Source organism: Roseovarius sp. YIN77, assembly GCF_057219155.1.
The window spans coordinates 1-25,565 of record NZ_JBXVVI010000016.1; the positions used below are offsets into that span (position 1 = coordinate 1).

General features: G+C 56.2%; 24 protein-coding genes, 1 tRNA gene and 1 pseudogene. 14 read left to right on the forward strand and 12 right to left on the reverse strand.

The annotated features are described in order from the left end of the window. Positions 1 to 739: 739 nt before the first annotated feature. Positions 740 to 1,929: pseudogene (locus AC2D8P_RS12895) on the forward strand (ABC transporter substrate binding protein). Positions 1,930 to 2,110: 181 nt separating this feature from the next. On the opposite strand, the gene AC2D8P_RS12900 reads toward AC2D8P_RS12895, so the two are convergent. Beyond that, a tRNA-Leu gene (locus AC2D8P_RS12900) sits at positions 2,111 to 2,197 on the reverse strand. Positions 2,198 to 2,385: 188 nt separating this feature from the next. On the opposite strand from AC2D8P_RS12900, the gene lipB reads away from it, so the two are divergent. After that, on the forward strand, positions 2,386 to 3,090 hold the full coding sequence (lipB, locus tag AC2D8P_RS12905; protein ID WP_484703197.1) for a lipoyl(octanoyl) transferase LipB: 705 nt from the start codon (positions 2,386 to 2,388) through the stop codon (positions 3,088 to 3,090). Continuing rightward, positions 3,077 to 3,922: a DUF2971 domain-containing protein gene (locus AC2D8P_RS12910; protein ID WP_484703198.1), complete on the forward strand. Its 846-nt coding sequence runs from the start codon at positions 3,077 to 3,079 to the stop codon at positions 3,920 to 3,922. The genes lipB and AC2D8P_RS12910 overlap by 14 nt, the downstream gene beginning before the upstream one ends. Positions 3,923 to 4,094: 172 nt before the next feature. Here AC2D8P_RS12910 and AC2D8P_RS12915 read toward each other — a convergent pair whose 3' ends face one another. From AC2D8P_RS12915 to AC2D8P_RS12940, 6 genes are all read right to left on the reverse strand, one after another. Continuing rightward, complete coding sequence (locus AC2D8P_RS12915; protein ID WP_484703199.1) at positions 4,095 to 4,655, reverse strand: F0F1 ATP synthase subunit B; 561 nt, start codon at positions 4,653 to 4,655, stop codon at positions 4,095 to 4,097. A 5-nt stretch (positions 4,656 to 4,660) separates the two neighbouring features. Then, positions 4,661 to 5,227: a F0F1 ATP synthase subunit B' gene (locus AC2D8P_RS12920; RefSeq protein WP_484703200.1), complete on the reverse strand. Its 567-nt coding sequence runs from the start codon at positions 5,225 to 5,227 to the stop codon at positions 4,661 to 4,663. Positions 5,228 to 5,305: 78 nt separating this feature from the next. Next, positions 5,306 to 5,530 (reverse strand): F0F1 ATP synthase subunit C, encoded by a 225-nt coding sequence (locus AC2D8P_RS12925; protein ID WP_484703201.1) that lies wholly within the window; start codon positions 5,528 to 5,530, stop codon positions 5,306 to 5,308. 52 nt (positions 5,531 to 5,582) lie between these two features. Then, on the reverse strand, positions 5,583 to 6,386 hold the full coding sequence (locus AC2D8P_RS12930; RefSeq protein WP_484703202.1) for a F0F1 ATP synthase subunit A: 804 nt from the start codon (positions 6,384 to 6,386) through the stop codon (positions 5,583 to 5,585). A 35-nt stretch (positions 6,387 to 6,421) separates the two neighbouring features. Continuing rightward, entirely contained in the window at positions 6,422 to 6,745 is a 324-nt protein-coding gene (locus tag AC2D8P_RS12935) for an AtpZ/AtpI family protein (protein WP_484703203.1), read from the reverse strand. 185 nt (positions 6,746 to 6,930) lie between these two features. Then, positions 6,931 to 7,827, reverse strand: a complete 897-nt coding sequence (locus tag AC2D8P_RS12940) for a DMT family transporter (protein ID WP_484703204.1) — start codon at positions 7,825 to 7,827, stop codon at positions 6,931 to 6,933. A 116-nt stretch (positions 7,828 to 7,943) separates the two neighbouring features. Here AC2D8P_RS12940 and AC2D8P_RS12945 point away from each other — a divergent pair, with 116 nt between their 5' ends. Continuing rightward, the gene (locus AC2D8P_RS12945; protein WP_484703205.1) at positions 7,944 to 8,276 is read left to right on the forward strand and encodes an ArsR/SmtB family transcription factor; all 333 of its coding nucleotides are present in this window, start codon (positions 7,944 to 7,946) and stop codon (positions 8,274 to 8,276) included. Between the two features lie 344 nt (positions 8,277 to 8,620). On the opposite strand, the gene AC2D8P_RS12950 is transcribed toward AC2D8P_RS12945, so the two are convergent. Continuing rightward, positions 8,621 to 9,307, reverse strand: a complete 687-nt coding sequence (locus AC2D8P_RS12950) for a rhomboid family intramembrane serine protease (protein ID WP_484703206.1) — start codon at positions 9,305 to 9,307, stop codon at positions 8,621 to 8,623. 91 nt (positions 9,308 to 9,398) lie between these two features. On the opposite strand from AC2D8P_RS12950, the gene trpS reads away from it, so the two are divergent. The 3 genes from trpS (at position 9,399) to AC2D8P_RS12965 (ending at position 13,067) form a co-directional block, all read left to right on the forward strand. Beyond that, complete coding sequence (trpS, locus tag AC2D8P_RS12955) at positions 9,399 to 10,448, forward strand: tryptophan--tRNA ligase (RefSeq protein ID WP_484703207.1); 1,050 nt, start codon at positions 9,399 to 9,401, stop codon at positions 10,446 to 10,448. A 133-nt stretch (positions 10,449 to 10,581) separates the two neighbouring features. Further along, on the forward strand, positions 10,582 to 11,061 hold the full coding sequence (locus tag AC2D8P_RS12960) for a VOC family protein (RefSeq protein WP_484703208.1): 480 nt from the start codon (positions 10,582 to 10,584) through the stop codon (positions 11,059 to 11,061). A 110-nt stretch (positions 11,062 to 11,171) separates the two neighbouring features. Then, complete coding sequence (locus tag AC2D8P_RS12965) at positions 11,172 to 13,067, forward strand: PhoX family protein (protein ID WP_484703209.1); 1,896 nt, start codon at positions 11,172 to 11,174, stop codon at positions 13,065 to 13,067. A gap of 71 nt (positions 13,068 to 13,138) precedes the next feature. Here AC2D8P_RS12965 and AC2D8P_RS12970 read toward each other — a convergent pair whose 3' ends face one another. Further along, complete coding sequence (locus AC2D8P_RS12970) at positions 13,139 to 13,489, reverse strand: DsrE family protein (protein ID WP_484703210.1); 351 nt, start codon at positions 13,487 to 13,489, stop codon at positions 13,139 to 13,141. A gap of 249 nt (positions 13,490 to 13,738) precedes the next feature. Here AC2D8P_RS12970 and AC2D8P_RS12975 point away from each other — a divergent pair, with 249 nt between their 5' ends. Further along, positions 13,739 to 14,179 (forward strand): hypothetical protein, encoded by a 441-nt coding sequence (locus AC2D8P_RS12975; RefSeq protein WP_484703211.1) that lies wholly within the window; start codon positions 13,739 to 13,741, stop codon positions 14,177 to 14,179. A gap of 6 nt (positions 14,180 to 14,185) precedes the next feature. Here AC2D8P_RS12975 and AC2D8P_RS12980 read toward each other — a convergent pair whose 3' ends face one another. From AC2D8P_RS12980 to AC2D8P_RS12990, 3 genes are read right to left on the reverse strand one after another with little or no spacing between them, the layout of a single operon-like run. Next, the gene (locus AC2D8P_RS12980; protein ID WP_484703212.1) at positions 14,186 to 15,079 is read right to left on the reverse strand and encodes a dihydrodipicolinate synthase family protein; all 894 of its coding nucleotides are present in this window, start codon (positions 15,077 to 15,079) and stop codon (positions 14,186 to 14,188) included. Positions 15,080 to 15,089: 10 nt separating this feature from the next. Next, positions 15,090 to 16,058 (reverse strand): D-2-hydroxyacid dehydrogenase, encoded by a 969-nt coding sequence (locus tag AC2D8P_RS12985; RefSeq protein WP_484703213.1) that lies wholly within the window; start codon positions 16,056 to 16,058, stop codon positions 15,090 to 15,092. Beyond that, positions 16,055 to 17,422, reverse strand: coding sequence for an MmgE/PrpD family protein (locus AC2D8P_RS12990; RefSeq protein ID WP_484703214.1), 1,368 nt, complete (start codon positions 17,420 to 17,422; stop codon positions 16,055 to 16,057). The genes AC2D8P_RS12985 and AC2D8P_RS12990 overlap by 4 nt, the downstream gene beginning before the upstream one ends. 164 nt (positions 17,423 to 17,586) lie before the next feature. Between AC2D8P_RS12990 and AC2D8P_RS12995 the strand changes: the two genes are divergently transcribed. The 6 genes from AC2D8P_RS12995 (at position 17,587) to infA (ending at position 25,558) form a co-directional block, all read left to right on the forward strand. Further along, positions 17,587 to 18,042, forward strand: a complete 456-nt coding sequence (locus AC2D8P_RS12995; RefSeq protein ID WP_484703215.1) for a universal stress protein — start codon at positions 17,587 to 17,589, stop codon at positions 18,040 to 18,042. 190 nt (positions 18,043 to 18,232) lie between these two features. Further along, the gene (locus AC2D8P_RS13000; protein ID WP_484703216.1) at positions 18,233 to 21,280 is read left to right on the forward strand and encodes a valine--tRNA ligase; all 3,048 of its coding nucleotides are present in this window, start codon (positions 18,233 to 18,235) and stop codon (positions 21,278 to 21,280) included. Between the two features lie 154 nt (positions 21,281 to 21,434). Continuing rightward, positions 21,435 to 22,541, forward strand: a complete 1,107-nt coding sequence (locus AC2D8P_RS13005; protein WP_484703217.1) for a pyridoxal phosphate-dependent aminotransferase — start codon at positions 21,435 to 21,437, stop codon at positions 22,539 to 22,541. 143 nt (positions 22,542 to 22,684) lie between these two features. Then, positions 22,685 to 24,433: an ABC transporter ATP-binding protein gene (locus tag AC2D8P_RS13010; protein WP_484703251.1), complete on the forward strand. Its 1,749-nt coding sequence runs from the start codon at positions 22,685 to 22,687 to the stop codon at positions 24,431 to 24,433. Positions 24,434 to 24,444: 11 nt separating this feature from the next. Further along, positions 24,445 to 25,182, forward strand: a complete 738-nt coding sequence (gene ygfZ / locus AC2D8P_RS13015; protein ID WP_484703218.1) for a CAF17-like 4Fe-4S cluster assembly/insertion protein YgfZ — start codon at positions 24,445 to 24,447, stop codon at positions 25,180 to 25,182. A gap of 157 nt (positions 25,183 to 25,339) precedes the next feature. Beyond that, entirely contained in the window at positions 25,340 to 25,558 is a 219-nt protein-coding gene (infA, locus tag AC2D8P_RS13020) for a translation initiation factor IF-1 (protein ID WP_011455993.1), read from the forward strand. Positions 25,559 to 25,565 lie beyond the last annotated feature (7 nt).

Consider the following 25,565-nt stretch of genomic DNA (forward strand, 5'->3'; position numbering starts at 1 on the left):
TCCGGAAGTTAGCCAAGATCTTTCCTGCACCGCAGAAACCGCGAACAGCCTGACAAGAAAGGCATGCGGCCATTCTTTCTGGCGACACATTCTGCACTCGCGACACGTTGTTTTTCAACAGAATCGGCTCTTTCCGGGCATTCGCTGCTCTACACTTGAATGTCTGGAACTTGCCGTTTTGTTTCGACTTACTGGATGCAGAACAACAACACCAACCCCATCCTCAACCCAAAAAAATAACGAAACACCCCAGCAACACGGGGTGCGAATTACCCGCATGCTGGATGGTCCAGGAAGGACCCAAATACAATTCTGGCAGTTTGCGAAACTTGGAGCAGAGGGCGGGATGTAGTCATTCGCTGCAAATTAGCACCAATACCACCAAACAAAAAAAGCGGTCGTTGGTCCCCTGCTTCCCAAAATGAACGGTCTACTCAGGGCCGCAATGTCGTTAGCATAATCAGACTAATAATCTTAGGGCTTTCGCCGTATCCAATCGCGACAACACATCAGTAAATTCTTCCGGTCCAGCCGCTTCTGGCAGATGCTTCGCCAAAGTATCAAATTCCCTGTGGACCGATCGTCGGTTCACCAGTCCATCGAAGCTACTTCGCAGAACAGCCTTCTCGATTGTGTCGAATCCTTCCTTCACGTGTCTGACGTCAGCACTTATGGGTCCAAATAGGGCGATTTGCTAAGAGAGTGATTGTTGCTCATCGTAACCACCGAGGAGTGGACGATGAGAAAGACAACGAAGAGCCCCGGCGAGAAGATCGTCAAAGATATCAAACGCGCCACGCGCAAGCACTATTCATCCGAAGAGAAGATCCGGATCGTGTTGGATGGGCTGCGCGGCGAAGACAGCATTGCTGAGCTTTGTCGCCGCGAAGGCATATCGCAGGGGATCTATTACAAATGGTCAAAGGACTTCTTGGAAGCCGGGAAGAAGCGGCTGGCTGGGGATACGGCGCGTGCCGCCAACACTGATGAGGTGAAGGAACTGCGCCGCGAAGCAAAGGATCTTAAGGAGGTCGTTGCGGAGCAAACGCTCGAACTGCGCCTTCTCAAAAAAAGCATGACAGGCGATGGGGGCGACCCCGAATGAGATACCCCGCATCTGAGAAGTTGGAGATCATCCGATTGGTTGAGGAGGCGCGCGCACTTGATGTGGATCTGATCATTTCGTGGGGAACGACGGTAACGCTGGGCACCGCGGGTAAGCTGGCTGATCTCGAGGACCCGTCCCTAAATCATGAAATACCCCAAGTTTTCATGATTATCACCGATCCTCTGGGTTCGGGGATCATCGAGAGCCTTGACCGAACTGGGCGTGACAACCTTACAGGCGTTTACAACAGAGTGCCGGAAACTGTGAATGTCGAAACCCTCCGGCGGCTTCTGCCTAATATGCAAAACCTCGGCCTTCTCTATAATCCAAACAAGGAAAACTCGGTTATCAAACGTGATGAGCTGGCGGAGCTGTTGCCCCAACTTGGGGTCACGCTAATCGATGATGCCTTTACCTTGTCGAATGGCGGCTCTCCCGTGGTTGAGGATATCAGCGACAAAGTCCGGTCTATCAAGGCCCGGGGTGCAGAGGCGATTTATGTAGGAAGTTCCTCGTTCTTGCGCTCAAATGCGGCGATCCTGGGCGCCGCAGCTAGAGATGCCGGTTTGCCCGTGATAAGCCCCTACGAGGAAATGGTCCGAGACGGCAATGCGCTCATCTCTGTGGCAGCACGATATTACGACATCGGCCAGTTGGCAGGACATCAGGCAGCCCCCATTTTGATCGATGGTGCCGAAGCTGGTACATTGCCGGTTGCACAAATGAAGAACTTTGCTCTGACCGTGAACCTGGATTTTGCACGCGCTATCGAGGTTTGGCCGCCAATCGATCTGCTCGAAATCGCCGATGTGGTCAAGTGAGGCCCCACGATCTTGGAAAACTTGTATCGAGGTCTTGTGAAAAAAGGCTGCTCGCATCGCACATATCTAACGACCAGCTCAACAGGTCCGCCCACGTTTCAAAATTTGCTGGGGAAGTGGGCGGTTTATAGTGTCTCCTTGCCTTACATGGGGGAGAATAAATCGTTACTTTTCATTGCCTTGGTGCGGTCGAGAAGACTCGAACTTCCACGGGAGTTACCCCACAGCGACCTCAACGCTGCGCGTCTACCAATTCCGCCACGACCGCACATGATCAGGTAGGCCCGCGCCGTATAGCAATGCGTCGGCGCGAAGGGAAGCGAATTTTGCAGGCGTCAGCCCGGAAAATCGCCTGCTGTATCACGTCGGTATTACGACTGTATTGCGACGGCTTTGACTTCGCCTTAAGGCTCTGCCAAAAAGACCCCCGCCTAGGCCAAAGAAGCAAAACACCTTATGCCGGATGACCGCATCAACATCGTCTCACCCCAAGCCGTCGAATGGATCACCTCTGATGGCTTGACCGGTTATGAGACAGCCGTTGCGTTCATGGAAGATCGTGTTGCGAAAATCGCAACTGGCGAAGCGCCAGAGGCCGTTTGGCTGGTTGAACACCCCCCGCTTTACACCGCCGGCACATCCGCCGATCCGGCGGACCTGACGGACCCGGACCGTTTTCCGGTCTACCCATCGAAACGCGGCGGGCAATACACCTATCACGGTCCGGGGCAGCGTGTGGCCTATGCGATGCTGAATGTCGGTGCGCGCGGGCACGATGTGCGCAAATTCGTCGCGCAGTTGGAGGATTGGGTGATCCGTACCTTGGCCGAGTTCAATGTCAAAGGTGAACGGCGCGAAGGCCGCGTGGGCGTTTGGGTGGTGCGGCATGACAAACCACTAGGGTCTGACGGTCAACCGCAGGAAGACAAGATCGCCGCCATCGGTGTGCGCCTGCGCAAGTGGATCAGCTTTCACGGCATCTCAATCAACGTCGAACCCAATCTCGACCATTTCACCGGCATCGTGCCCTGCGGAATTTCCGATCACGGTGTCACCAGCCTCGTTGATCTGGGCTTACCCGTGACGCTGGATGATCTGGATGTGGCGTTGAAGAAGTGCTTTGAAGAGGTGTTTGGGAGCAACAAAAATGCTGCAATTTAACGATGGCAAACCCATTTATCAGTTACACCACTATTGTTCACCTTCCGTTTTTCTGTCCTTAATAAAACACAAACAGTTTTGGCTGACTTCACTTTCTCACTCCAATGATAAAGCTGAAGGAATATGGATGCTAAACCATTGGCTAGGCAAGTTTGATCGGCGAGATTCCCAGAAGCGTCCCCTAAGAAACGGAGCCCGAATTGCAGTTGAAAATGTTCTCAGAAACCACTTGGCGCTAGGGACATGTTTTTCAGAAGAGAGCGACCTTCTAAGCCAATGGAGAGGGTATGCGCAGGATGGAACTGGATACTCAATAGCATTCAACGCGGAAAAACTGGATGACCTAGCTCGCACGCAAAACGATGGTTTAGCTCTGTCGCTGTCGAGAATTGCATACGGAAATCAAGACTGGAGTTCAATCAATCAGGTTGTAGGGTCTCTTGCACAGGCATTTATGGAAGATGCAAAAAAATACAGTGAGAGTGCTGATGGAATTGGCTCGATGTCATTAAATTTCACCGCTGAAAAACATCAAACTCAGCGAGATACCTTGCGTCAGTTGTTTACAGTCAAAAATAGCGCGTTCCATGAAGAAAAAGAATGGAGATTGTTCAGTTTCATCTCCCCGTACGACATTAGGGAGCTTGATTACAGGGAACACAATCAAATCATCTCTCCTTTTGTTAGAGTTGGTTTTGATGCTGAACTAATTGAAAGCGTAACCTTAGGACCTACAAATCCGACACCAATTCACACAGTCGAGAATGCTTTGAAAACTTTCGGAATTAATGCAAATGTTAACAGAAGCTCCGCGAGCTATCGAATAAAATAATTCCATTTCTTTTGGCGCAAATACTCCCGCCAGAGGCTCCTCGCGAGACCGCCCTTTGGGGCGGGATCGAGATAAAGGTCTTGCGCCGCAGGCGCTCCTTTCAGGAACGGTTCGGAACAGAAAACCCGGCCAATGGCCGGGTTTTCAAGTATCTCGCAAAATAAAGAGCTGGTTAGTGCAGCTTAGCCTCGACATCAGAAATCGACGCATCGATCAGGGCATTGGCATCGGCGGCAGTCATCTTCTTGGCGATGACATCTCCGGCAGCGCCAATGGCAACCGCGATGGCCTGATCACGCACGTCCTTGACAGCAGCAGCCTCGGCAGAGGCGATCTGATCTTCGGCGGCTTGCAGACGGCGGGCGATCGAGGCTTGCAGGTCCACTTTGGCCTGTTCTGCCGCTTCTTCCGCTTCCATTTTGGCGTGGGCGACGATGCGCTCCGCCTGCTCTTTCATCTCTTCGTGCTTGCGCTCGTAAGACCCCAGCAGGGTTTGCGCCTCTTCACGCAGCTTGCGGGCCTCGTCCAGATCAGACTGAATGCCCTCTGCGCGCTTATCCAGCAATCCGGTCAAAAGTCCGGGTACGCCCGCCTTAACCAGAACGGCCACGAACAGCAGAAACGACAGGGTGACAACAAAGTCCGTGTTGCTGAGAACGAAAAAGCCTTCTTCACCTTTGGCGGCAAAGGCCGGGCTGGCGGTCAAGGCGAACAGGATGGATAGTTTTTTCATCATCTTCACCCTTTCAACCGTGCATTGACAGCCGCAGTCACGGTTTTGGCATCCGCAGATTGCCCAAGGGCCGCGACGATTTCCCGCGCGGTATCCTTGGCCACTTCTTTGGCGCTTTCAACCGCACCGGCGCGAATGTCGGAGATTGCTTTCTCCGATTCCGCAGATTTTGCGGAAATTTCGGCATCGGCCTTGGTTATGGCAGCATCAAGGTCAGCCTTGATCTCGTCTTTGGCCGCTTCGACGATGCGGTTCGCCTCGACACGGGCATCGGCCAGCGCCTTTTTATAAGCTTCTTCGGCTTCCTCGGCTTTTTGCTTCAGCTCTTCGGCTGCCGTCAGATCATGGGTGATGGTTCCCTGACGTTCTGACAGAACCGCCGCAATACGCGGAAGTGCAATCCGGGACAGGACGAAATAGATCACGACAAGCGTGACCAGAAGCCAGAAAATCTGGTTGGGGAAGGTCGAGAAATCCAGCTGCGGCATACCGCCGGCGGATTCCGCGTGACCTGCCGCGCCGTGGGCTGCATCTGCAGCGCCGTGGCCGGTATTAGTTTCAGTTGTGGCCATGTCTTCCTCCTCGCAAACCTCGGTTACACCGGGTGGATCAGTTCAGACCCACCCGGCCGTAAGGATGGTTCGTAAGGATTATACGGCGAACATCAGCAGCAGAGCGACGAGGAACGAGAAGATCCCCAGTGCTTCTGCAAATGCGATACCGATAAAGAGGGTTGCAGTCTGTGCGCCAGCTGCGGATGGGTTGCGCAGTGCGCCAGCCAAAAAGTTGCCAGCTACGTTGCCAACACCGATAGCGGCTGCGCCGGAACCGATTGCTGCCAGGCCTGCGCCGATGTGTGCGAGATCGCCTTCCATGTGAATTCTCCTTACGATGGGAAGTTTCGATAACTTGGTTAGGGTTCAGACCTTAGTGCGACGGATGCAGCGCATCCTTCAGGTAAACACAGGTCAGAATGGTGAATACGTAAGCCTGGATAAAGGCCACGAGAACTTCGAGAGCATAAACTGCGGTGATGGCAAAGATCGGCAAGAAGCTGAACAGCCCCAGCGCCGCGGCAAAGCCTGCAAACACTTTCAAAACCGCGTGGCCCGCCATAATGTTGCCCGCCAAACGAATGGAGTGGCTGACCGGGCGCACGAAGTAGGAAATCAGCTCGATAATGGCCAGGATCGGGCGCAGCGCCAATGGCGCCGACGACACCCAGAAGAGGCCCAGAAACGCAGCGCCGTTTTTGACAAAGCCAACAATGGTGACGGTGAAGAAGACCAGCGCGGCCAAGATCGCGGTTACGGCGATATGCGATGTGGTCGAGAAGGACATCGGCAAAAGGCCAAGGAAGTTGGCAAACGCGATGAAGATGAAGAGTGTCATGATATAGGGGAAGAATTTGATGGCATCTTTGCCAGCAACATCTTCGACCATCTTGTAGACAAAGCCATAGGCCAGTTCGGCCACCGATTGGGTGCGGTTGGGCACGATCGCGCGGCGGCGGGTCCCAAAGACCAGCAACCCGATCATCGCCAGAACGGACAGGGCCAACCAAACAGTTGCGTTGGTGACGGTGAACATTCCAATTTCACCGTGACCAAAGACCGGCGCGACAACGAACTGATCCATCGGGTGAATGGCAAGGCCAGCTTTTTCAGGGGAAAACAATGCGCCCGACACGATAACCAGCGCCAATATAGCCCAAAAGAAAATCTTGCCCATCTGTCCCATTCTCCTTTGCCAGGGTCTGACCCGGCCTAGTCTTTCTTTGCGGCGTCATGTGCCGCCTGTTCTGCCTGAACTTCTTGCGCCGTGCGGATCATCGTCTTCACACCGGCCGCGAAGCCCAAAAATATAAACAGCACCATCAGGAATGGTTTGGTGCCAAACAGCCAATCCAACCCGTATCCGATGCCGAAACCGATCCCCAGACCGGCCACAAGTTCTATCACCATCCGCCAGGCCAAATTGGCCATCGAAAAGTGTTCGTCCGCGCGAGGCCCCGGTTCCATATCATCGCGCATTTCATCAATCCGCTTTCCCAACTGTTTCAGCCGGTCGGATTCTGGCGCGTCTGACATGCGTTTATGCCCCCCGTTTCAGATGTGGCGAACCTAGAAAGGTGGGGGGGCAGAGTCAATAGCGGGACAAACATCATAACTAATTGATTTACTTTTATTAATTATGGCAACACCTGTTCAACACAGTCACTTACCGGGCATTTATATATTCAACCAAATGGTTGACTCTGGCTCAGCGCCTTCGATCATGACCCTGCTGCCGGTCGCCGACGGGAGCGAAAAAGACGCTGATCGATCAACAGCAAACCGACAAAGATAATGGCCATACCCAACAAATGCTCAGGCAGGATCACCTCGCTCAGGATCAGAACGCCGGATATCAGTGCAGAGATTGGCGTGATGAATGTTACCGTTGACGTGGTCGTGGGTCCAACGCGCGGCAACAGCCAGTAAAGCACGATAAATGATGCCGACGTCATCACAAACCCGATCATGCAGAGCGAGAACCATGTTTGGGATTGGGTGATCACCGGCATTCCTTCAATCCCAACGGCAATCGGTGAGATGAAGAGCGTCGCCCCCGTTAACGTCCAGGTCGCGATCACGGTGGACTCCACACCCTTGAAATAACGCACAAAGTTTGTCGCGAACCCATAGCAGATCGGGGCGCAAAGTGCGATCAGGATCGCCCATAGCTCGGCGCTGACGCCATGTTCCAGAACAGGTAGCGTCAAAACAACGATCCCGGAAAACCCCACTAATACACCCAATGTTTTCAATAGGCTGGCGCGTTCCCCACCGGGCCAAAAATGCGACACGATGATCACCATCAGGGGCGTTGTCGCGTTGATGATGCCAGCAAGCCCGCCAGAAATATACTGCTGGCTGATCGGGAAGAGTGCGAAGGGAATGGCAAAAAATATCGTGCCCAGCGCCATCAGGCCAATCACGGTACGCATGGGTAGCCACAGGGGCTTGCCGGTTGCCAAGGCCCAGATCCAACAGCCCAGCGCACCAAAGCCTACGCGGCCCATCGATACGCTGATCGGGCCCAGTTCACGCAGAAGCAAGGCATTGAAAAGGAAGGACGTTCCCCATCCGATTCCCAGAATAAAAATGATCACCCAGTACCTGATTGGCATCTTGAAACCCCCGAAAATACAATGTTTTCAGGCATATAAGAGTTAAGGCAAATGTCCACCCGAATATTGTGATATCGTCCATTCCAATTGCTGATCGGACCCCCTACTCTGCCCTCATGAACGCCTCTATCGACACGATCTTTTCGGCCCTGTCTGATGCCACCCGCCGCGATATCCTGATGATGTTGCTGGAGGATGACATGGCCGTAACGGATGTGGCAGAACCGTTTGAAATGTCACTGGCGGCGATCTCTAAGCACCTGACAATATTGACCAAAGCAGGGCTGATCAGCCAGGAAAAACGCGGCCGGGTGAAGTGGTGCAAGCTGGAACCCGACGCGATGCGCGATGCGTCGATCTGGATGCAGAGCTTTGGCCAGTTCGAGGCCGTCAATCTGGACGCGTTTGAGCGGTTTTTGGAAAGCGAGTTGGGTCAGTCAGAGCCCTGAGGCGGAAACGTTAACGCAAAATCACATGTCGGTATTACGCCGGTATTTTATCGGTATCGCGACGGTGGGTTTTTCGCGGGGCGGTGCGCGTTAACTTTTGGGTTTGGGGGAATGGTGGGGTGAAACCCCACCCTACGGAACCGTCGAAATCGTGACACGTAGGCCAGGGATTACCCCGGCGCATTGAGGTCGGCGTTGTTCCTGTGCCGGGCTGAAGCCCGGCCTACGGCGGCACGCAGTACCGTTGGAAATAGACTTGTGAGGGCCGCCGGGCGGGAGGTTGAATTTGCAGAAGTTCTTATGTCTGAAGAGACGGTGGGCAAATTGCCCACCCTACGGTGCAATCACCTCCGCCTCACCTTCGCCACCACATGCCCCCAGCCTCCGGGGCACACCACGAAGGACAGGCCGAAACCGGTGACAAAGCCCACGACCTCGGCGATCCAGTCCAGATCAGCCCCGAACAGGATGCCAAACAACAATCTGATCCCCAGCAGGAATCCGATGAGCGTAAAGGCGCGGTATTGGTTGGCGCCTTTGTGGCCGAGGTCAACCCACAAGAGAAAGGTGAAGGCGCCAAGGATGCCAAAGACGCCCGGGTAGGCGCCAAAAAGCCAACCCGGCGTGCCAGTCAGGCTGAAGGCCACCGCCCCCAGGATCGAGGAGGCGAAAAACACCAACAGTACGGCCCAGGCGGCGAAAATCTCTGCCACCGCCTTGCCCAGCGCCAGCAGCAGAACCGCAGCAAAGGCCATGTGGATAAACCCGCCATGAACAACCGGATAGGTCACATAGCGCCACAGGAATTCTGCCGGGAACTGGCCGGATTGCAGCATCCAACTCTGCGCGTTGCCTTTCAGCGCGAAATTCTGGATCGCCCATTGCCGCCAGCCCACGGCCTCCGCCCCGCCGACAACCCCCTGCCCACCGAGGCTCAGCAAAACCTCCACCGAAAACAGCGCCAGTGCCATGGCCACGATCACCGGCGGCAACGGGTTTACCGGGGCTGCATTCAGATTGTCGTCATACATTGGCTCGTCCTCTTTCCACGGGTCTGGTTGACGCCCGCCTGTCCGATGGGTAAGCGATGCCGAAGAATAAATCCAGACGGAGTATCCGCATATGACAGAGGTGGTCCACACACCTCGCGCCAAAGGCGCGGCACATACCCCACGTGTCTTTTCCGGCATTCAGCCCACGAACCACCTGCAGCTGGGCAATTACCTTGGCGCTGTGAAACGGTTTGTTGAAATGCAAGATTCAGGGATCGAGACGATCTATTGCATCGTCGATCTGCACGCGATCACCGTCTGGCAGGACCCGGCCGATCTGCGCCGGGCGACGCGGGAACTGGCGGCGGGCTATATTGCATCCGGTTTGGACCCACAGAAATCCATCCTGTTCAACCAATCGCAGGTGCCGGCCCATGCCCAACTGGCGTGGCTGTTTAACTGTGTGGCCCGAATGGGGTGGCTGAACCGGATGACGCAGTTCAAGGATAAGGCCGGCAAGAACCGGGAGAATGCCTCTGTCGGCCTGTTTGCCTATCCGAACCTGATGGCGGCGGATATTCTGATCTATCACGCCACGCACGTTCCGGTGGGAGAGGATCAGAAACAACATCTGGAGCTGACCCGCGATATTGCGGCGAAGTTCAATAATGACTTTGGCGTCGATTTCTTTCCGATCACAGAACCAGTGATCGAGGGCGCCGCGACGCGGGTCATGTCTCTGCGTGACGGGTCCAAGAAGATGTCAAAATCTGACCCGTCCGACATGAGCCGGATCAACATGACCGACGACGCCGACACGATTGCCAAGAAGATCCGCAAGGCCAAGACCGATCCGGAGGCTCTGCCATCGGAGCTAGATGGATTGGCAGACCGGCCAGAGGCGCGCAACCTGATCAATATCTATGCAGCATTGGCCGAGCGAGATCCGGCAGATGTGATTGAAGAGGTCGGCGGTAAGCAGTTTGGCGAGTTCAAGCCCATGCTGGCGGAACTGGCCGTTGAGAAGCTGTCGCCGATTTCGTCAGAGATGGCCCGGTTGATGGAAGACACCACAGAGATCGACCGTATCTTGGGTGACGGGGCCGAACGCGCCCATGCCATAGCCCAACCTATTCTGGATCAGGCCTATGACATTGTGGGCATGGTGCGGTCGCGGTAATCGCAAACCTATCCTTGATTTCTGAAAGGGGCCCGCGAGGCCCCTTTTCTTTTGCACAGGCCCTGTGCGGTGGTGCATCTTGTGTGTACGGATCCCGCGCTTATTTTCCGACTAATTCAGTAAGGAAAAGACCATGACCACAACACATCCTGAAACCCGCATTGGACATGTGCATCTTAAAGTGTCTGACCTGGATCGCGCCATCGGATTTTATTCGGGCGTTCTGGGCTTTGGCGTGCAACAGAAATTTGGCGACGAGGCTGCCTTTCTGTCTGCTGGCGGTTATCACCACCATATTGGCCTGAACACCTGGCAATCCAAAGGCGGCACCCCGCCCCCGCCCGGCCATACAGGGCTGTTTCATACGGCATTTTTGTATCCCGACCGGGCCGAACTGGCCAAAGCCGTCAAACGCGTGATTGATGCGGGGTATCAGATAGAGGGCGCCTCTGACCACGGTGTCAGCGAAGCGGTTTATCTGTCAGACCCGGATGGCAATGGGGTGGAGCTTTACCGAGACCGGGCAGAGGCTGATTGGCCCCGCAATTCCAATGGCAGCCTGGCCATGGTAACACAGCGGCTGGATCTGGCAGCGCTGCTGGCGGAGGCGTAACGTCACGCAACTGATACATCTCTGTCATTTAACTGTTTCGGATTACCGGCAGGATAGCTGCATCTGCAAAAACTGCGGAACATGTTACCATCCAGCCAGGAGATTTCGGCATGGCCAAAGACGAACTGTCTTTTGATGAATTCGACGAAGTAAACTATCCGCGACCAGACGACTGCGATTTTGATCGCATTGTGGAACGCGCACTGTCCCGCCGTGGGTTTTTGGGCGAGGTCATGACCTTTGGTGTTGGCAGCTTTCTTGTTGGCACCACCGCCATGACACGACGGGCCGACGCGGTTGGCGCTACCCCTGATCGGTTTGGCTTTGACCAGATTGCGGCCAATAGCGCTGACACAATCATCGTTCCCGACGGGTTCGACTGGGAGGTTCTGATTCAGTGGGGTGATCCGCTGTGGTCCGACACACCCGACATGGACGAAGCGACCCGTGGCACTGCCGCCACGCAGGCCCGCGCCTTTGGCGACAACAATGACGGCATGTCCTTTTTCAGCTTCAACGGCCGATCCATTATGGCGGTGAACAATGAGTACACAAACCGCAACATCCTGTGGGGCAACAACCCTGATGGCAAACCGGCCACGAATGACGACATTGAAAAGGGCATGATGGCCCATGGCGTGTCGATTGTTGAAATTGAGCGCACGGCCAATGGCGGCTGGACCGTTGTAAAAGACAGCGAACTGAACCGCCGGATCACACCACGCACAAATATGGCGCTGACCGGGCCTGCGGCTGGTCATGACCTGTTGAAAACCGATGCCGATCCATCCGGCAGGATAACGCTAGGCACCTGGAACAACTGCGGAAACGGCGAAACACCCTGGGGCACCTATCTGGCTTGCGAAGAAAACTTTAACGGCTATTTCTCTTCTTCTGATCAGGCGCTGAAACGCACGCAGCAAGAAATACGCTATGGTATCAATCTGGAAGATTGGGGCTATGGCTGGGCCAAATTGGATGAGCGTTTTGACATCGCAAAACACCCAAATGAACCCAACCGCGCCGGATATGTGGTTGAGATCAACCCGTTTGACCCGAACTCCACCCCGAAAAAGCGTACGGCATTGGGTCGCTTCAAACATGAAAACGCCGAAGTTGTGATCGCCGCCAATGGCAAGGTCGTCGTCTATATGGGCGATGATGAACGGGGCGAGTTTCTGTATCGCTTTGTTTCCAAGGGCGTCTATTCCGCCACCGGCGACAATTCGAACCTGCTGGAAGACGGCGATCTGTTTGTCGCCAAATTCCATGACGATATGACTGGAAAATGGCTGGCCCTGACCCCGGCAACCACGGGCATGTTAGATGCTGAAATCCGTGTCTTCACCCGTAAAGCGGGTTCTGCAGTTGGCGCCACCACCATGGACCGGCCGGAATGGGTGGCATCAAACCCGAACAAGGCCGAGGTTTACGTGGCCCTGACCAACAATAAAAACCGTGGCGTAAAACCAAATGCCGGGGGCGATGACACATCTGTCAACGCCGCGAACCCGCGGATTGGCAATAAATACGGCCAGATTGCCCGCTGGCGCCCGGCAGGCGACGATCACACCGCCGAGACTTTCGACTGGGATCTTTATGCGCTGGCTGGCAATCCAACCGTGCATTCGGACGTCAATGCCGGGTCCGAAAACATCAACGCAGGCAATATGTTCAATTCGCCCGACGGGATCAGTTTTGATGACAACGGCATGTTGTGGATCCAAACAGATGGTAAGTATTCCAACACGGATGATTTTGCTGGTATGGGCAACAATCAGATGCTGGTCGGTGACACCATGACCGGTGAAATCCGCCGCTTTTTGGTAGGCCCGAAAGAATGTGAGGTGACAGGCATATGTTGGTCGGCTGATCGCCGTACGGCCTTTGTCGGTATTCAACACCCGGGCGAGAAAGGCGATAGTCACTTCCCTAACGGCGGCACGACGATCCCAAGGTCAGCGATTGTTGCCGTAACCCGCAAGGATGGCGGCCTGATCGGATAACTCGTTTAAAAACCCCCATCGACTTTGCGCCCCCGATCTTTCAGGGGCGCATTTGTTTTATCACAATGAAATTAATGCAGAACTTTTGCACCTGCCTCCAGAAAGGCGATGGTGTCCGGGGCGCCGCCCAATGCAGCACCGTCTACGAGGTCTTCATCGTTGACACCCATCACGTTCGCACAGACACGGCAAATCAGAATGCGCCCGCCCTTTTCGACAAACTCATCAATGTAGTCTTTGACCGGGGTGTAGCCCTTGGCGGCCAGACCGGCGGCATTGCCCTTGATCACAAGGTTCAATGCATCGCCTGTTAGAAAGACTTTGGTTGTCGCAGTGTTGGCGGCCGAACAGGCCAGAATAAAGGGAACTGTCGCACGTTCCATGTCTTTGGGTCCAAAGCTGCTGTTGATCAGATATGACATTAATTTCTCCAGTTTGTATCGGTTGATTAGTGCCATAGTGATGACGCCCTTGTGTGACGCGAACGTCAGGCGAGACCGCATTCAAACGCGAAGTTTGCGTGAATTTGCGTGAAATCGACCCGCGGCAGCGCGAAACACTGTGTTTATCGTCAAACGGGTGTTTTTGTGGAAGGCGGCCTTTTTCTGATGACATCAACCGTTTAACATGCCCGGCGTTGACTATGACGTATGGATTTTAAGAGGTGCCCCATGAGATCGACTTTGTTTCCGCTCGTCGCCGCGCTTTTATTGGGGGCTTGTAGCTCTGCACAAACTGGAAAGCTGACGCATGCGATACCGGTGAGCGACAAATTCGCGGCAGGAAAGATTGACTGGGAAGGAAGCCTAGGAACTTATACCTACCAATGGGGCGTTACCGAGTTGAATGGCGAAATCCTGATTTGTGGTGTGGGGCAGTATTCATCGGCAAAAGCCAAACCTCTGACTCGTGACGTCATGCGCCGGGCATCGGCCAAATTGGGGCAAGAACCCATCCTGACCAACCTGAATTTCTTTGCCGAGGTTGAGGCCAATGACGACCTGACAAAACAGGTCGCCAATTGTAATCGCACCGGCACGCCGGTCCCGGCAGGCAGCTGGGAAGTGGTTTTGAGCTCTCCGGGTGGACGGATCAACACCGGTGACCGGTAGATATTTCTAACCCAGCGTTGCCGCCAGATCCGCGCCCACTGCGGGATCGGCATCTGTCAGTGGCGGGCGGAGGGTGAGCCAGCGGTTGTCGCCGGTTTGGTGCGCTTTCAGCGATTTCAGGGCGGGGATCAGGTCGGCCCTTTGCACGGCCAGCCGGTGACGATTGATATCATCCATCATTGCCTCGGCTTCCTCAAAGCGCCCCTCGGCAGCTAGATCATACATGGCGCGGATCGGGGCGATATTAGAATTCATGCTGCCGGAAATACAGCCCCCACCGCCCAGGCACATCGCCTGTAACATCAGGCTTTCAGATCCGGGAAAAACCGACAGGTTTGGGGCGGCCTCGATCACGGCGCGTGTGTTGGCCCAATCACCCGAGCTGTCCTTCAGCGCGATGACGATACCTGGGAACGCGTTGCTCAGCCGCGCGGCCAAGGTTGGGCTGAACCCGATTCCGGCAAATTGCGGGATGTGATAGAGGCAGATGCGCAGATCCGAATGCCCCACCCGTTCGATCAGGGTGCTGAAATAGCGATACAGCCCCTCATCCGTGGCATCGACATAGAAATACGGCGGCAGGATCATTGCCGCGCGGCATCCCATCTGGGCGGCGTGGCGGGTCAGGGTCAGGGTTTCTTCCATAGAACACAACCCAGTTCCCGGCATCAACTGATCGGCGCGCGCGGTGCCGGAGCTGATCAGAAGTTCGACCATGGCCAAGCGTTCGGCTACCGAATGGCTGTTGGCCTCTGACGTTGTGCCAAAGGGCGACAGGTAATGCGCGCCCTTGGTCAGACAATGGGCGGCGTGATCCAGATAAAGATCCTGCGCGATCGACAGATCCGCATTGTAAGGTGTCAGAAGGGGCGTGATTACCCCTGTCATACGCTCTGTCATTGGTGCCCCCTTAATAACCGCGTGCCGGATCGACGATGTTGAAAAGCGGCCTGCCCGCCATCCAGTTTTGAAGATTGTCCAGAAACAGCTCAAACGAGTCCATTTCCCAATCGGCGTGAACAGAGGAACAATGGGGCGAGATGATCACCCGGTCGAGACCCCAGACAGGGCTGTCCTCGGGCAGCGGTTCCAGTTCGAACACGTCAAGCCCTGCCCCGCCGATCTTGCCTGATGTCACGGCATCGACAAGGGCGTCCTGCACCACGATCCCGCCGCGAGAGACATCGGCCAAAAGCACCCCATCTTTCATCGCCCCAAAGGCCGCATGATCGACGAGCCCGGTTGTCGAGGGCAACAGCGGTACGGATATAACAATCGCATCGGCCCGCCCCCATAATGATGGCAGATCGGTGCTGGCATGGACCTCATCGACATTATCCATCGGTTCAGGCCGCGCGCGGGTGCCGATCACATACATGCCAAACGCCTTGGCCCGCGCGGCCACCGCCCGCCCGGTGCCGCCCAATCCGACGATCAGGATGGTCTTGCCCTTTAGCGGGCGAACGGCACGGCCCCATTGCCAGTGCCGAGCCCGCCGGTCCGCCGCCAACCCGTCGATATCCAGCGTGAAGTGCAGAAAACAGCCAAAGGCATATTCGGCCATCATGACCCCGGCAACGCCCGCGGAATTGGTGACCGTCACGCGGGCCTCATCCCAGTGACCCAGATGATCACAGCCTGCCCCGCCCACCGCGATCCATTTTGGGCCATGCGGGCCCAGAATATCCTCTGTCGGGAAACCGTAGGTGCCACCAAACCGGACGGAATAGGAAATGTCGGGTCGAAAGGATGCCAGCGCATCTGCCATACCTTCATAGGTCGTACAGATTTCTACCTCGGCCCTGGGTACGGCCTGCGCCAGTCGTTTGCGTAGCGGATCCGGGTTATTGGAATGCAACAGGATTTTGGGTGTGGTCATGATGTCCTTTCCACCGCTGGCATCACCAGATCGGAGAGTTCAGAAAAACGTGCCTCTGGCATCAATAGCCGTTCGCGCATCGCCCAGATGGCATCTGCACGGGTCACAGAAAGGGTTCCATCTGTCATGGCGCGAAACTTGGCGTAAAGCTCTGCATCGCTCAAGGGGGATTCCGGCCCGCCCCGGGCGTGCGTGGCACCAGAGGAGAGCACCCGACCACCCGTCAGTGTAACGGCGACCTCTGACAAGCGGCTGGCCGGAAACTGCGCGTTGTAGCGTTCATCCTCGATCACGGTGATCCGGGGCAAGACCCGTGCGACGTCACCATCTTTCAGTCCCCGACCCGAAATATGACCCGGCCCGATACGCCCGTGAACCAGCATCGTCGCCAATGCAAACCCCAGACTGTACTGAGCCTGCGAGGTGGTTTCAGGGATACCGGCGAACAGGCGCGCGGCCTGGGAGAATGTACGCACCTCGATCTCTGCCACGTCATCAGGCGTAAATGTGTGATCGTGCCTGAGCATGTAGAGCGCATCAATCGCAGCATGGGCCCAACGGCACACGGGATAGGGTTTGATGTAATTGTCAGCGACGGTCCAGACCTGCCCCAGATCCTGCCAATGGGGTGCGGCCTCTGGCGCCTCAACCGTGATCGCCGGGGCGCCGGTGAAACCCTGTTCAGCCAATAACGCGGCGCTAAGACCCACCCAAGCCCCCATGCCAGAGCCGTCATGGAGCATGGTCGGATTGTCTATCTCGCGCATCATCTGGCTGCGTGGGCCGTGATATTCGGCAATGCCCAGGGCATGACGGAGCAGGTCTGGCGTGGCACCGCGCAACCGGCAGGCCAGCGCCGCCACGCCCAGCGCATTCCAGGCGCCAGAAGTGTGATAATCGCTGACCGTAGCATGAAGAGTAATCCCCGCGCAGGCCGCAAATTCATAAGACATGGCAAGGGCCGTCAAGGCCTGCCGACCGCTGAGATCAGGCAGCCCCTCACCCAAGGCAAAAAGCGCAGGCACCACCGCACAACCGATATGTCCCTTTGTCGGGTTATAGCCATCATGCCCATCAAGATTATCAATCTGAGTTGCCGCAGCATATCCCGCCCCGGGCAAGCTGGCCCGCCGACCATCAAACATGATCCTGGCGCCGCGCCGGGGATCGGGGGTGTTTTGAAACATAACCGCATGATCACGCGCGATTTTTCCGGATGCCAGCACGGTGGCCCCGGCCGCCACACCGATCGTATCGATCAGCAGCGTTGCCGCCCAATCCAGCGCCGCCTCTGGCGGAGTCAGGTCCGGCGCCAGAGCAAATTCCAGCGGGGCAGTCTGCGGGTGTTTGGCGTCTGTCATCATGTTTTGATCCTAACCCAGCATGGGATGAGCCGATGCAGAGCTTCAGGTCTGAATGCGACACAAACCGGTCTGAACTTTACATTTATCATCCGGGCAGATGGACGATCTGGCTTGCGCACCGTCCCCCTCTCCGCCATCATCACCTCGGATAGAGGGGAGCTCTCATGCGTAAATTTCTTGTCGTGCTTGATGATAGCCATGAATGCCTGAACGCTATGCGCTTTGCCGCCATGCGTGCAGCCAAAACCAATGGTGGGGTCGAGGTGCTGGCCGTGATTCCCCCGGAAGAGTTCAACCACTGGCTGGGCGTTGGCGATCTGATGCGCGAAGAGGCCCGCGAACGCATTCAGGTGCATTTCGAAGTTTTCGCCAAATGGATGCGTGACAAGCAAGGCATCGATCCCGAACTGGTGATCCGCGAGGGCGAGGCCGTGACCGAAGTTTTGGCCCAGGCAAATGAGGACCCCGATGTCGGCGTTCTGGTATTGGGCGCGGGCACGGATAAGGCAGGCCCCGGCCCGCTGGTTACTGCGCTCAGCAAAAATTCTGGCAGCCTGTCGATCCCGATCACCATCGTGCCCGGCGACATGACCAAGGAACGGCTGGAAGCGATCACCTGAACGGTCTTATCAAATGGAGGCGCGGTTCCCGCACCACTGTTTCTACCTCGCCTCTTGTCAGAGGCTCGAGATGCCTTCGGCGAGAGTATTTTCGGCAAAATGAAGCAGGGGACGCCTGTGGCGTTGCCCTTTGCCTGAGCCTTCGCTAAAGCGGGACGACTTGGAATTTTGACAGCGGGTGAGCGTTCCCATGGCGATGGAAAAGACCTTTGATGCGGCCAGTGCCGAGGCACGGATTTACGCAAACTGGGAAAACAGCGGGGCCTTTGCCGCTGGGGCCAACGCGCGTGAGGGGGCAGAGCCCTATTCCATCATGATCCCGCCGCCCAATGTGACCGGCAGCCTGCATATGGGGCATGCGTTCAACAACACGTTGCAGGATATCCTGATCCGCTGGAAACGCATGCAGGGCTATGACGTGCTGTGGCAACCGGGAACCGACCATGCGGGCATCGCCACGCAGATGGTGACGGAACGCGAAATGGCCGCCAATCAGGAACCCAGCCGGGCTGAGATGGGGCGCGAGGCGTTTCTGGATCGTGTCTGGCAGCAAAAGGTCAAATCCCGTGGCACCATCATCGGCCAGCTGAAGCGCATCGGTGCGAGCTGTGATTGGTCGCGCGAGGCGTTCACCATGGGCGGTGCCGCAGGTGACCCCGATGCGGGCAATGGATCGCCCAATTTCCATGACGCGGTGATCAAGGTCTTTGTTGATATGTACAACAAGGGCCTGATTTATCGCGGCAAGCGGCTGGTCAACTGGGACCCGCATTTTGAAACCGCGATTTCCGATCTAGAGGTCGAAAATATCGAAGTTGCCGGCCATATGTGGCATTTCAAATACCCGTTGGCCGATGGGCAGACCTATGAGTATGTCGAGAAAGATGCGGACGGCAACGTCACCCTGCGCGAGACGCGGGATTACATCTCTATCGCCACGACACGGCCGGAAACCATGCTGGGCGACGGCGCGGTGGCGGTGCATCCATCAGATGAACGTTACGCGCCAATCGTTGGTAAACTTTGTGAAATTCCGGTTGGGCCACGCGAACATCGTCGCCTGATCCCGATCATCACCGATGAATATCCTGACCCGGATTTCGGGTCCGGTGCAGTGAAAATCACCGGGGCGCATGATTTCAACGACTATCAGGTCGCCAAGCGTGGCGGCATCCCGATGTACCGCCTGATGGACACCAAGGCGCAGATGCGCGCCGATGGGGCGCCCTATGCCGAAGCCGCGGCGCTGGCGCTGTCGGTCGCCCGTGGCGAACGGGAGTTGTCAGAGGCAGAGGCCGATGCAGTGAACCTTGTTCCCGATGACATTCGTGGGCTGGACCGGTTTGAGGCGCGTAAAATCGTGGTTGAGCAGATCACCCGTGAAGGGCTGGCCGTGACTGTCTTGGAGAAATCCATCGACGAGGACACCGGGGCCGAGCATCTGGAGCGTATTCCGGTGGTGGAAAACAAGCCGATCATGCAGCCCTTTGGCGACCGGTCCAAGGTGGTCATTGAACCGATGCTGACCGACCAATGGTTCGTGGACGCCGAAAAAATCGTCGGCCCGGCATTGGACGCGGTGCGGGGTGGCACGGTAAAGATTTTGCCGGAATCGGGCGAGAAGACCTATTACCACTGGCTGGATAATATCGAACCCTGGTGCATCAGCCGCCAGCTGTGGTGGGGGCATCAGATTCCGGTTTGGTATGGGCCGGGTCTGGACGAGAATGGTTTACCCACTGATTTTGCTTCACCCATCGCGTTTTGCGCATCAAGCTATGAGGAAGTTGTTGAACAAGCAAAGAGCCATTATTCGGACTACCTGAAGGGCGACATTGTAAACCCAGATTTCAACTTTATCCAAGTCGGCGATGCGCAATCAGCTGCAGAGCTCGAAAGTCGAGACAGCATGGGGCTATACCGCGACCCCGACGTCCTCGACACGTGGTTTTCCTCGGGTCTCTGGCCCATCGGCACGCTGGGCTGGCCGGAACAGACGGATGAACTGAACCGTTACTTCCCGACCTCGACGCTGGTGACCGGCCAGGACATCCTGTTTTTCTGGGTCGCCCGGATGATGATGATGCAGTTGGCTGTCGTCGATCAGGTGCCGTTTGACACCGTGTATCTGCATGGCCTTGTGCGCGATGCCAAGGGCAAGAAGATGTCGAAATCTGTCGGCAATGTCGTTGACCCGCTGGAGGTGATTGACGAATTCGGTGCCGATGCGCTGCGGTTTTCTTCGGCCGCCATGGCCAGCCTCGGCGGCGTTCTGAAACTGGATATGGAACGGATCAAGGGCTACCGCAATTTCGGTACGAAACTTTGGAATTCTGTCGCCTTCGCGCTGGATCACAAGGGCGCGTATCAGGCCGGAACGTCGGGTGCCAACCCGCCTGCCGCCACTGCCGCGATCAACAAATGGATCATCGGTGAAACCGCGCGGGTGCTGGAGGATGTGAACACGGCGTTTGATCAGTTCCGGTTCAATGATGCCGCACTTGCGCTCTATGCCTTTACCCGTGGCAAGCTGTGCGACTGGTATATCGAGCTGTCGAAACCGCTGCTGGACAGTGACGATGAGGAACTGGTTGCCGAAACCAAGGCGACGCTGGCCTGGACCATCGATCAGGCGCTGATCCTGCTGCATCCGATCATGCCGTTCATTACAGAGGAACTGTGGGGCCTGACCGGCACCCGCGACAAAATGCTGATCCATGCCGATTGGCCGCAGCTGTCCGCCGATCTGATTGATGCAGATGCGGACCGGGAGCTGAACTGGGTGATATCGCTAATTGAGGGCATCCGGTCGGCCCGCCAACAGGTGCATGTGCCTGCCGGGCTGAAAATCCCGATGGTGTGCAATGCGCTGGACACGGCTGGAAATGCGGCGCTGGAACGCAATCAGGCGATGATCTTCAAACTCGCGCGCGTTGACAGCCTAACATTTGCGGATGAACAGCCAAAAGGGTCCATCACCGTGGCGGTTGACGGCGGCACCTTTGCCCTGCCCTTGGCCGATGTGATTGATATTGAGGCTGAAAAAGCGCGTCTGGAGAAATCCATCCAGAAGCTCGCCAAGGAACTGGGTGGCTTGCGTGGCCGTCTGAACAACCCGAAATTCGTGGCCTCCGCCCCCGATGAGGTGGTCGAAGAGGCGCGCGAAAACCTTGCCCTGCGCGAGGACGAAGAGGCCAAGCTGAAAGAGGCATTGGATCGGCTGGCGCAGATCGCCTGATCCTTCCTTTCGCCAAAAAACCTCGGGGTAAGCGGCGATTAGGATTGGTCCGGCGGACCAATCCAGCCGCGAACGGGCGGATCCCGGGGACAGAGGGGCAGCGCCCCTCCCCCGACCCTCTTGCCCGGCGCGCTGTTTCGGGCATAGTGGCGTCATGACAAAACTCCGTCTCACACCCCTTGTTGAAAGCCTGCCCTCGACGGTGCCTTTTGTCGGGCCGGAAACCCAGGAACGTGCCATGGGACAGCTGTTTCGCGCGCGTCTGGGGGCGAATGAAAACCTCTTTGGCCCCTCGCCCAAAGCAGTAGAGGCCATGCAGGCCGCCACCGGCGAGATTTGGAAATACCCCGATTCCCAAAGCCATGATCTGCGCCATGCGATATCAGATCACTACGATGTCCCCACCGACTGCATTTCCATGGGCATCGGGATTGATGGGCTGTTGGGGGATCTGGTGCGCCTGATGGTTGGGCCCGGCGATCCGGTGGTGACGTCTCTGGGGGCCTACCCCACCTTCAACTATCACGTTGCCGGGTTCGGGGGGGTGCTGCATCAGGTACCCTTTGTCGATGACCGCGAGGACCCTGACCTGCTGATTACCAAGGCGCGGGAGGTTGGGGCCAAGCTGATCTATCTGTCTAACCCCAACAATCCAATGGGGACGTGGCATTCAGCGCAGAAGCTGGAGGTGATGATCCGCAACGTACCCGATGGCAGCGTGTTGATTCTGGATGAGGCCTACGCCGAATTTGCGCCCGAGGGATCGGCGCCGCCAATTGATATTAGCCATCCCAATATCATCAGAATGCGCACCTTTTCCAAGGCTTACGGCATGGCGGGCGCCCGGATTGGTTATGCGATTGCGCATCCTGATCTGATCCTGGCCTTCAACAAGATCCGCAACCATTTCGGCATGAACAAGGTCGCCCAGATCGGTGCATTGGCGGCGTTCCAAGACCGCGACCATCTGGGATGGGTGCTGGATCAGGTGGCCAGGGCCCGCGCAACCCTTTCAGACATTGCCGTGGAAAACGGGCTGATCCCGATCCCGTCGGCGACCAATTTCGTGACCATGGACTGCGGGTCGGACGGTGCATTTGCCCGGCGGATCGTAGCGGAGCTCGCTCAGCGGCAGGTATTTATCCGCATGCCCTTTGTCGAGCCGCAGGATCGATGCATTCGCGTCTCAACAGGACCTCATGAGGTGCTGCAAATCTTCGGCGAAGAACTGCCCAAGGCGCTGGCGGCCGCAAGGAAATGACATCCTCTGCCGGGCCATAGCGCCTTGCGTGGTGTTGCGGTTCAAGTTAGACCCGACAGGAACAGGTGCAAGGCTTTCAATCGTTGACCAATTCAGTTCCCGACACCCAACAAATCGATGAACGCTATTCATCCCGAAACCTGATGGGGCGTTTGTGGCGCGACTATCTGGTCAAGCACAAATGGTGGATGGCTTTGTCTGTGTTTTTGATGATGATCGAAGGCAGCACATTGGCGATCTTGTCAAAACTGCTGGAACCAATGTTCGACCAGGTCTTTGTCGGGAAGAATGAGACAGCGCTTTGGTGGATCGGGGGGGCGATTTTCGCGCTGTTTGCCGCTAGAGGCATCAGCGAGTTGATTAAGAAAACCATTTTGGCGCGCATCTCACTGAAATCCTCAACGGAAATGCAGATCGATCTGGTGGCGCATCTGATGACCCTGGACAGTTCTTTCTATCAAAAAAACCCGCCCGGATTGCTGATGGAGAAAGTTCAGGGCGACACGGCGGCAGTGCAAAACGTCTGGTCTGTGATCATTCAGGGCGTCGGCAGGGATATCTTTTCGCTGTTTTGGCTTTTTATCGTTGCATTGTCGATTGACTGGGTTTGGACGTTGGTTGCATTGGTCGCCGTCCCGCTGTTGATCATACCGACCACGCTATTGCAGCGCTATATTCGGCGAAAGTCACATCAGACACGCGAACAGGCAGGGCTACGATCCACGCGCCTGGATGAGATTTTTCACGGGATCAACCCGGTTAAGCTCAACCAGATGGAGGCCTACCAGCATTCCCGATTTCAAGGCATCATCGGGAAGATCGTTAAGGCTCAACTGAAAATTGCCGCCAGTCGCGCAACCGTTCCCACATTGGTGGATTTCACAACTGGCCTGGGCTTTTTCGGGGTTCTGGTGATTGGTGGGCAGGATATCATTTCCGGCGAAAAATCCGTGGGTCAGTTTATGAGCTTTTTCACGGCTATGTCCCTGACCTTCCAGCCTTTGCGCCGGTTGGGTGGAATTGCCGGAACCTGGCAGGTTGCTGCAACCAGTCTTGAACGGCTTTATAGTCTGTTTGACGAAACGCCATCCATCGTGCCGCCGATAAATCCCATCACCCCCCCGGATCGGGACGATACGGAAATTCGATTTGACGCTGTCACGTTGCATTACGGATCAGCCCCAACATTGCGAGATGTCAGTTTTACAGTCCCAACTGGTCAGACCGTCGCGCTGGTTGGTGCGTCCGGGGCCGGAAAAACCACACTTTTCAATGTTTTGACACGCCTTGTTGATCCCGATGCCGGCACTGTCACGATTGGGGGTGCTAACCTGCAGGACATGACACTCAGCGATCTGCGCGGGTTGTTTTCGGTGGTGTCGCAGGACACGCTTTTGTTTGACGAAACCCTGCGTGAAAACATCCTGATGGGGCAAAACGGTGTGGATGCATCGTCGCTGAACGAGGTGTTGGACGCCGCCGCGGTGAGTAATTTCCTGCCGAGCCTTTCTGACGGCCTGGACAGCCCCGTTGGGCCGCGTGGCAGCAACCTATCTGGCGGTCAGCGTCAGCGGGTGGCCATTGCGCGCGCGCTTTTGCGGGATGCGCCTATTCTGCTGTTGGATGAGGCGACATCGGCACTGGACACAAAATCTGAACATGCGGTTCAGACGGCATTGGAAACGCTGAGCGAAAATCGCACCACATTGGTCATCGCCCATCGGCTGTCCACCATTCAAAACGCCGACAAGATCATTGTGATGGATCAGGGCCGCGTGGTCGAAGAAGGCACCCATATCGACCTTCTTGAACGCGGCGGGCTGTATTCCGATCTATATACACTGCAAGCCAAGGCTGAAGCAGAGCATCAAGACCACGCCGATCCGCAATGAAGGGGCGATCAATGGACGAGCGAAAGATCCTGACAATTACCGGGGCTGATCGGCATGGGTTCTTGCAGGGCCTTGTCACAAATGACATTGCCAAACTGGATCAGGGTCTGGTCTATGCCGCCATTCTGACCCCTCAGGGGAAGTATCTGGCCGATTTCCTGATGAAAGAGGAACCAGACGCGATCCTGATTGATGTCAGTGTGGTTCTGGCAGAGGAGCTGGTCCGCCGTCTGACGATGTATAAACTGCGCGCGGACGTGCAGATATCTGCCAGTGAGTTGCAGGTTACACGCGGGCTGGGCCCGATGCCCGAGGGCGCCCTGCCCGATCCGCGTCACGAGGCGTTGGGGTGGCGATATTATGGTCCCGAAACGGTGCCGCAAGACGACACTGATTGGACGACAATCCGGGTGCGGCACTGCATCCCGGAAACCGGGATCGAACTGACCCCAGACACCTACATTCTGGAAGCCGGGTTTGAACGCCTGAATGGCGTCGATTTTCGCAAAGGCTGTTACGTCGGTCAGGAAGTCACCGCGCGGATGAAACACAAGACGGAATTGCGCAAGGGGCTGGCGACGGTTTCGATCGACGGCCACGCGCCGGTGGGATGTGATATCACCAGCAATGGAAAATCCGTCGGCACCCTGTTTTCGCAGGCCGATGGACAGGCCATCGCGCATCTGCGGTTTGACCGGGCAAAGGGTGAGTTGCACGCTGCAGAGGCTCGGGTCATCTGGCAGACGTGACACGCAAAGCGCCCATATCGCCAAGATAGGGCCATTCTCTCGTGTCTCAACGGTCACTTTCATGGCAATGACGTTGAAAACCCCTTGAATAACTGCGCCCAAAAGCGCATTTAACACGCGCCCGCAGTTTGGACGGGTGTTTTAGAATGGAGTGACCATGGCCAAGGAAGAAATGCTCGAATTTCCAGGTGTCGTGAAGGAACTCCTGCCGAACGCGACATTTCGGGTCGAGCTGGAAAACGGCCATGAAATTATCGCTCATACGGCAGGTAAGATGCGCAAAAACCGCATCAGGGTTCTGGCTGGCGACAAGGTACAGGTGGAAATGACCCCCTATGATCTGACCAAAGGGCGGATCAACTACCGCTTTAAGTAAGCATATT

What these genes read in the sequence shown, in the direction of transcription:
- AC2D8P_RS12940 (WP_484703204.1), bottom strand. Translation starts at nt 7,827, where the DNA reads ATGCCAATCAGGTACTGGGTGATCATTTTTATTCTGGGAATCGGATGG.
- AC2D8P_RS12985 (WP_484703213.1), bottom strand. Translation starts at nt 16,058, where the DNA reads ATGACCACACCCAAAATCCTGTTGCATTCCAATAACCCGGATCCGCTA.
- AC2D8P_RS12975 (WP_484703211.1), top strand. Translation starts at nt 13,739, where the DNA reads ATGAGATCGACTTTGTTTCCGCTCGTCGCCGCGCTTTTATTGGGGGCT.
- AC2D8P_RS12915 (WP_484703199.1), bottom strand. Translation starts at nt 4,655, where the DNA reads ATGAAAAAACTATCCATCCTGTTCGCCTTGACCGCCAGCCCGGCCTTT.
- lipB (WP_484703197.1), top strand. Translation starts at nt 2,386, where the DNA reads ATGCCGGATGACCGCATCAACATCGTCTCACCCCAAGCCGTCGAATGG.
- AC2D8P_RS12995 (WP_484703215.1), top strand. Translation starts at nt 17,587, where the DNA reads ATGCGTAAATTTCTTGTCGTGCTTGATGATAGCCATGAATGCCTGAAC.
- AC2D8P_RS13010 (WP_484703251.1), top strand. Translation starts at nt 22,685, where the DNA reads ATGGGGCGTTTGTGGCGCGACTATCTGGTCAAGCACAAATGGTGGATG.
- AC2D8P_RS13005 (WP_484703217.1), top strand. Translation starts at nt 21,435, where the DNA reads ATGACAAAACTCCGTCTCACACCCCTTGTTGAAAGCCTGCCCTCGACG.
- AC2D8P_RS12980 (WP_484703212.1), bottom strand. Translation starts at nt 15,079, where the DNA reads ATGACAGAGCGTATGACAGGGGTAATCACGCCCCTTCTGACACCTTAC.
- AC2D8P_RS12950 (WP_484703206.1), bottom strand. Translation starts at nt 9,307, where the DNA reads ATGTATGACGACAATCTGAATGCAGCCCCGGTAAACCCGTTGCCGCCG.
- AC2D8P_RS12960 (WP_484703208.1), top strand. Translation starts at nt 10,582, where the DNA reads ATGACCACAACACATCCTGAAACCCGCATTGGACATGTGCATCTTAAA.
- AC2D8P_RS12930 (WP_484703202.1), bottom strand. Translation starts at nt 6,386, where the DNA reads ATGGGCAAGATTTTCTTTTGGGCTATATTGGCGCTGGTTATCGTGTCG.
- AC2D8P_RS12945 (WP_484703205.1), top strand. Translation starts at nt 7,944, where the DNA reads ATGAACGCCTCTATCGACACGATCTTTTCGGCCCTGTCTGATGCCACC.
- infA (WP_011455993.1), top strand. Translation starts at nt 25,340, where the DNA reads ATGGCCAAGGAAGAAATGCTCGAATTTCCAGGTGTCGTGAAGGAACTC.
- AC2D8P_RS12925 (WP_484703201.1), bottom strand. Translation starts at nt 5,530, where the DNA reads ATGGAAGGCGATCTCGCACACATCGGCGCAGGCCTGGCAGCAATCGGT.
- AC2D8P_RS12965 (WP_484703209.1), top strand. Translation starts at nt 11,172, where the DNA reads ATGGCCAAAGACGAACTGTCTTTTGATGAATTCGACGAAGTAAACTAT.
- AC2D8P_RS12970 (WP_484703210.1), bottom strand. Translation starts at nt 13,489, where the DNA reads ATGTCATATCTGATCAACAGCAGCTTTGGACCCAAAGACATGGAACGT.
- ygfZ (WP_484703218.1), top strand. Translation starts at nt 24,445, where the DNA reads ATGGACGAGCGAAAGATCCTGACAATTACCGGGGCTGATCGGCATGGG.
- AC2D8P_RS12920 (WP_484703200.1), bottom strand. Translation starts at nt 5,227, where the DNA reads ATGGCCACAACTGAAACTAATACCGGCCACGGCGCTGCAGATGCAGCC.
- AC2D8P_RS12910 (WP_484703198.1), top strand. Translation starts at nt 3,077, where the DNA reads ATGCTGCAATTTAACGATGGCAAACCCATTTATCAGTTACACCACTAT.
- AC2D8P_RS12990 (WP_484703214.1), bottom strand. Translation starts at nt 17,422, where the DNA reads ATGATGACAGACGCCAAACACCCGCAGACTGCCCCGCTGGAATTTGCT.
- AC2D8P_RS12935 (WP_484703203.1), bottom strand. Translation starts at nt 6,745, where the DNA reads ATGTCAGACGCGCCAGAATCCGACCGGCTGAAACAGTTGGGAAAGCGG.
- trpS (WP_484703207.1), top strand. Translation starts at nt 9,399, where the DNA reads ATGACAGAGGTGGTCCACACACCTCGCGCCAAAGGCGCGGCACATACC.
- AC2D8P_RS13000 (WP_484703216.1), top strand. Translation starts at nt 18,233, where the DNA reads ATGGCGATGGAAAAGACCTTTGATGCGGCCAGTGCCGAGGCACGGATT.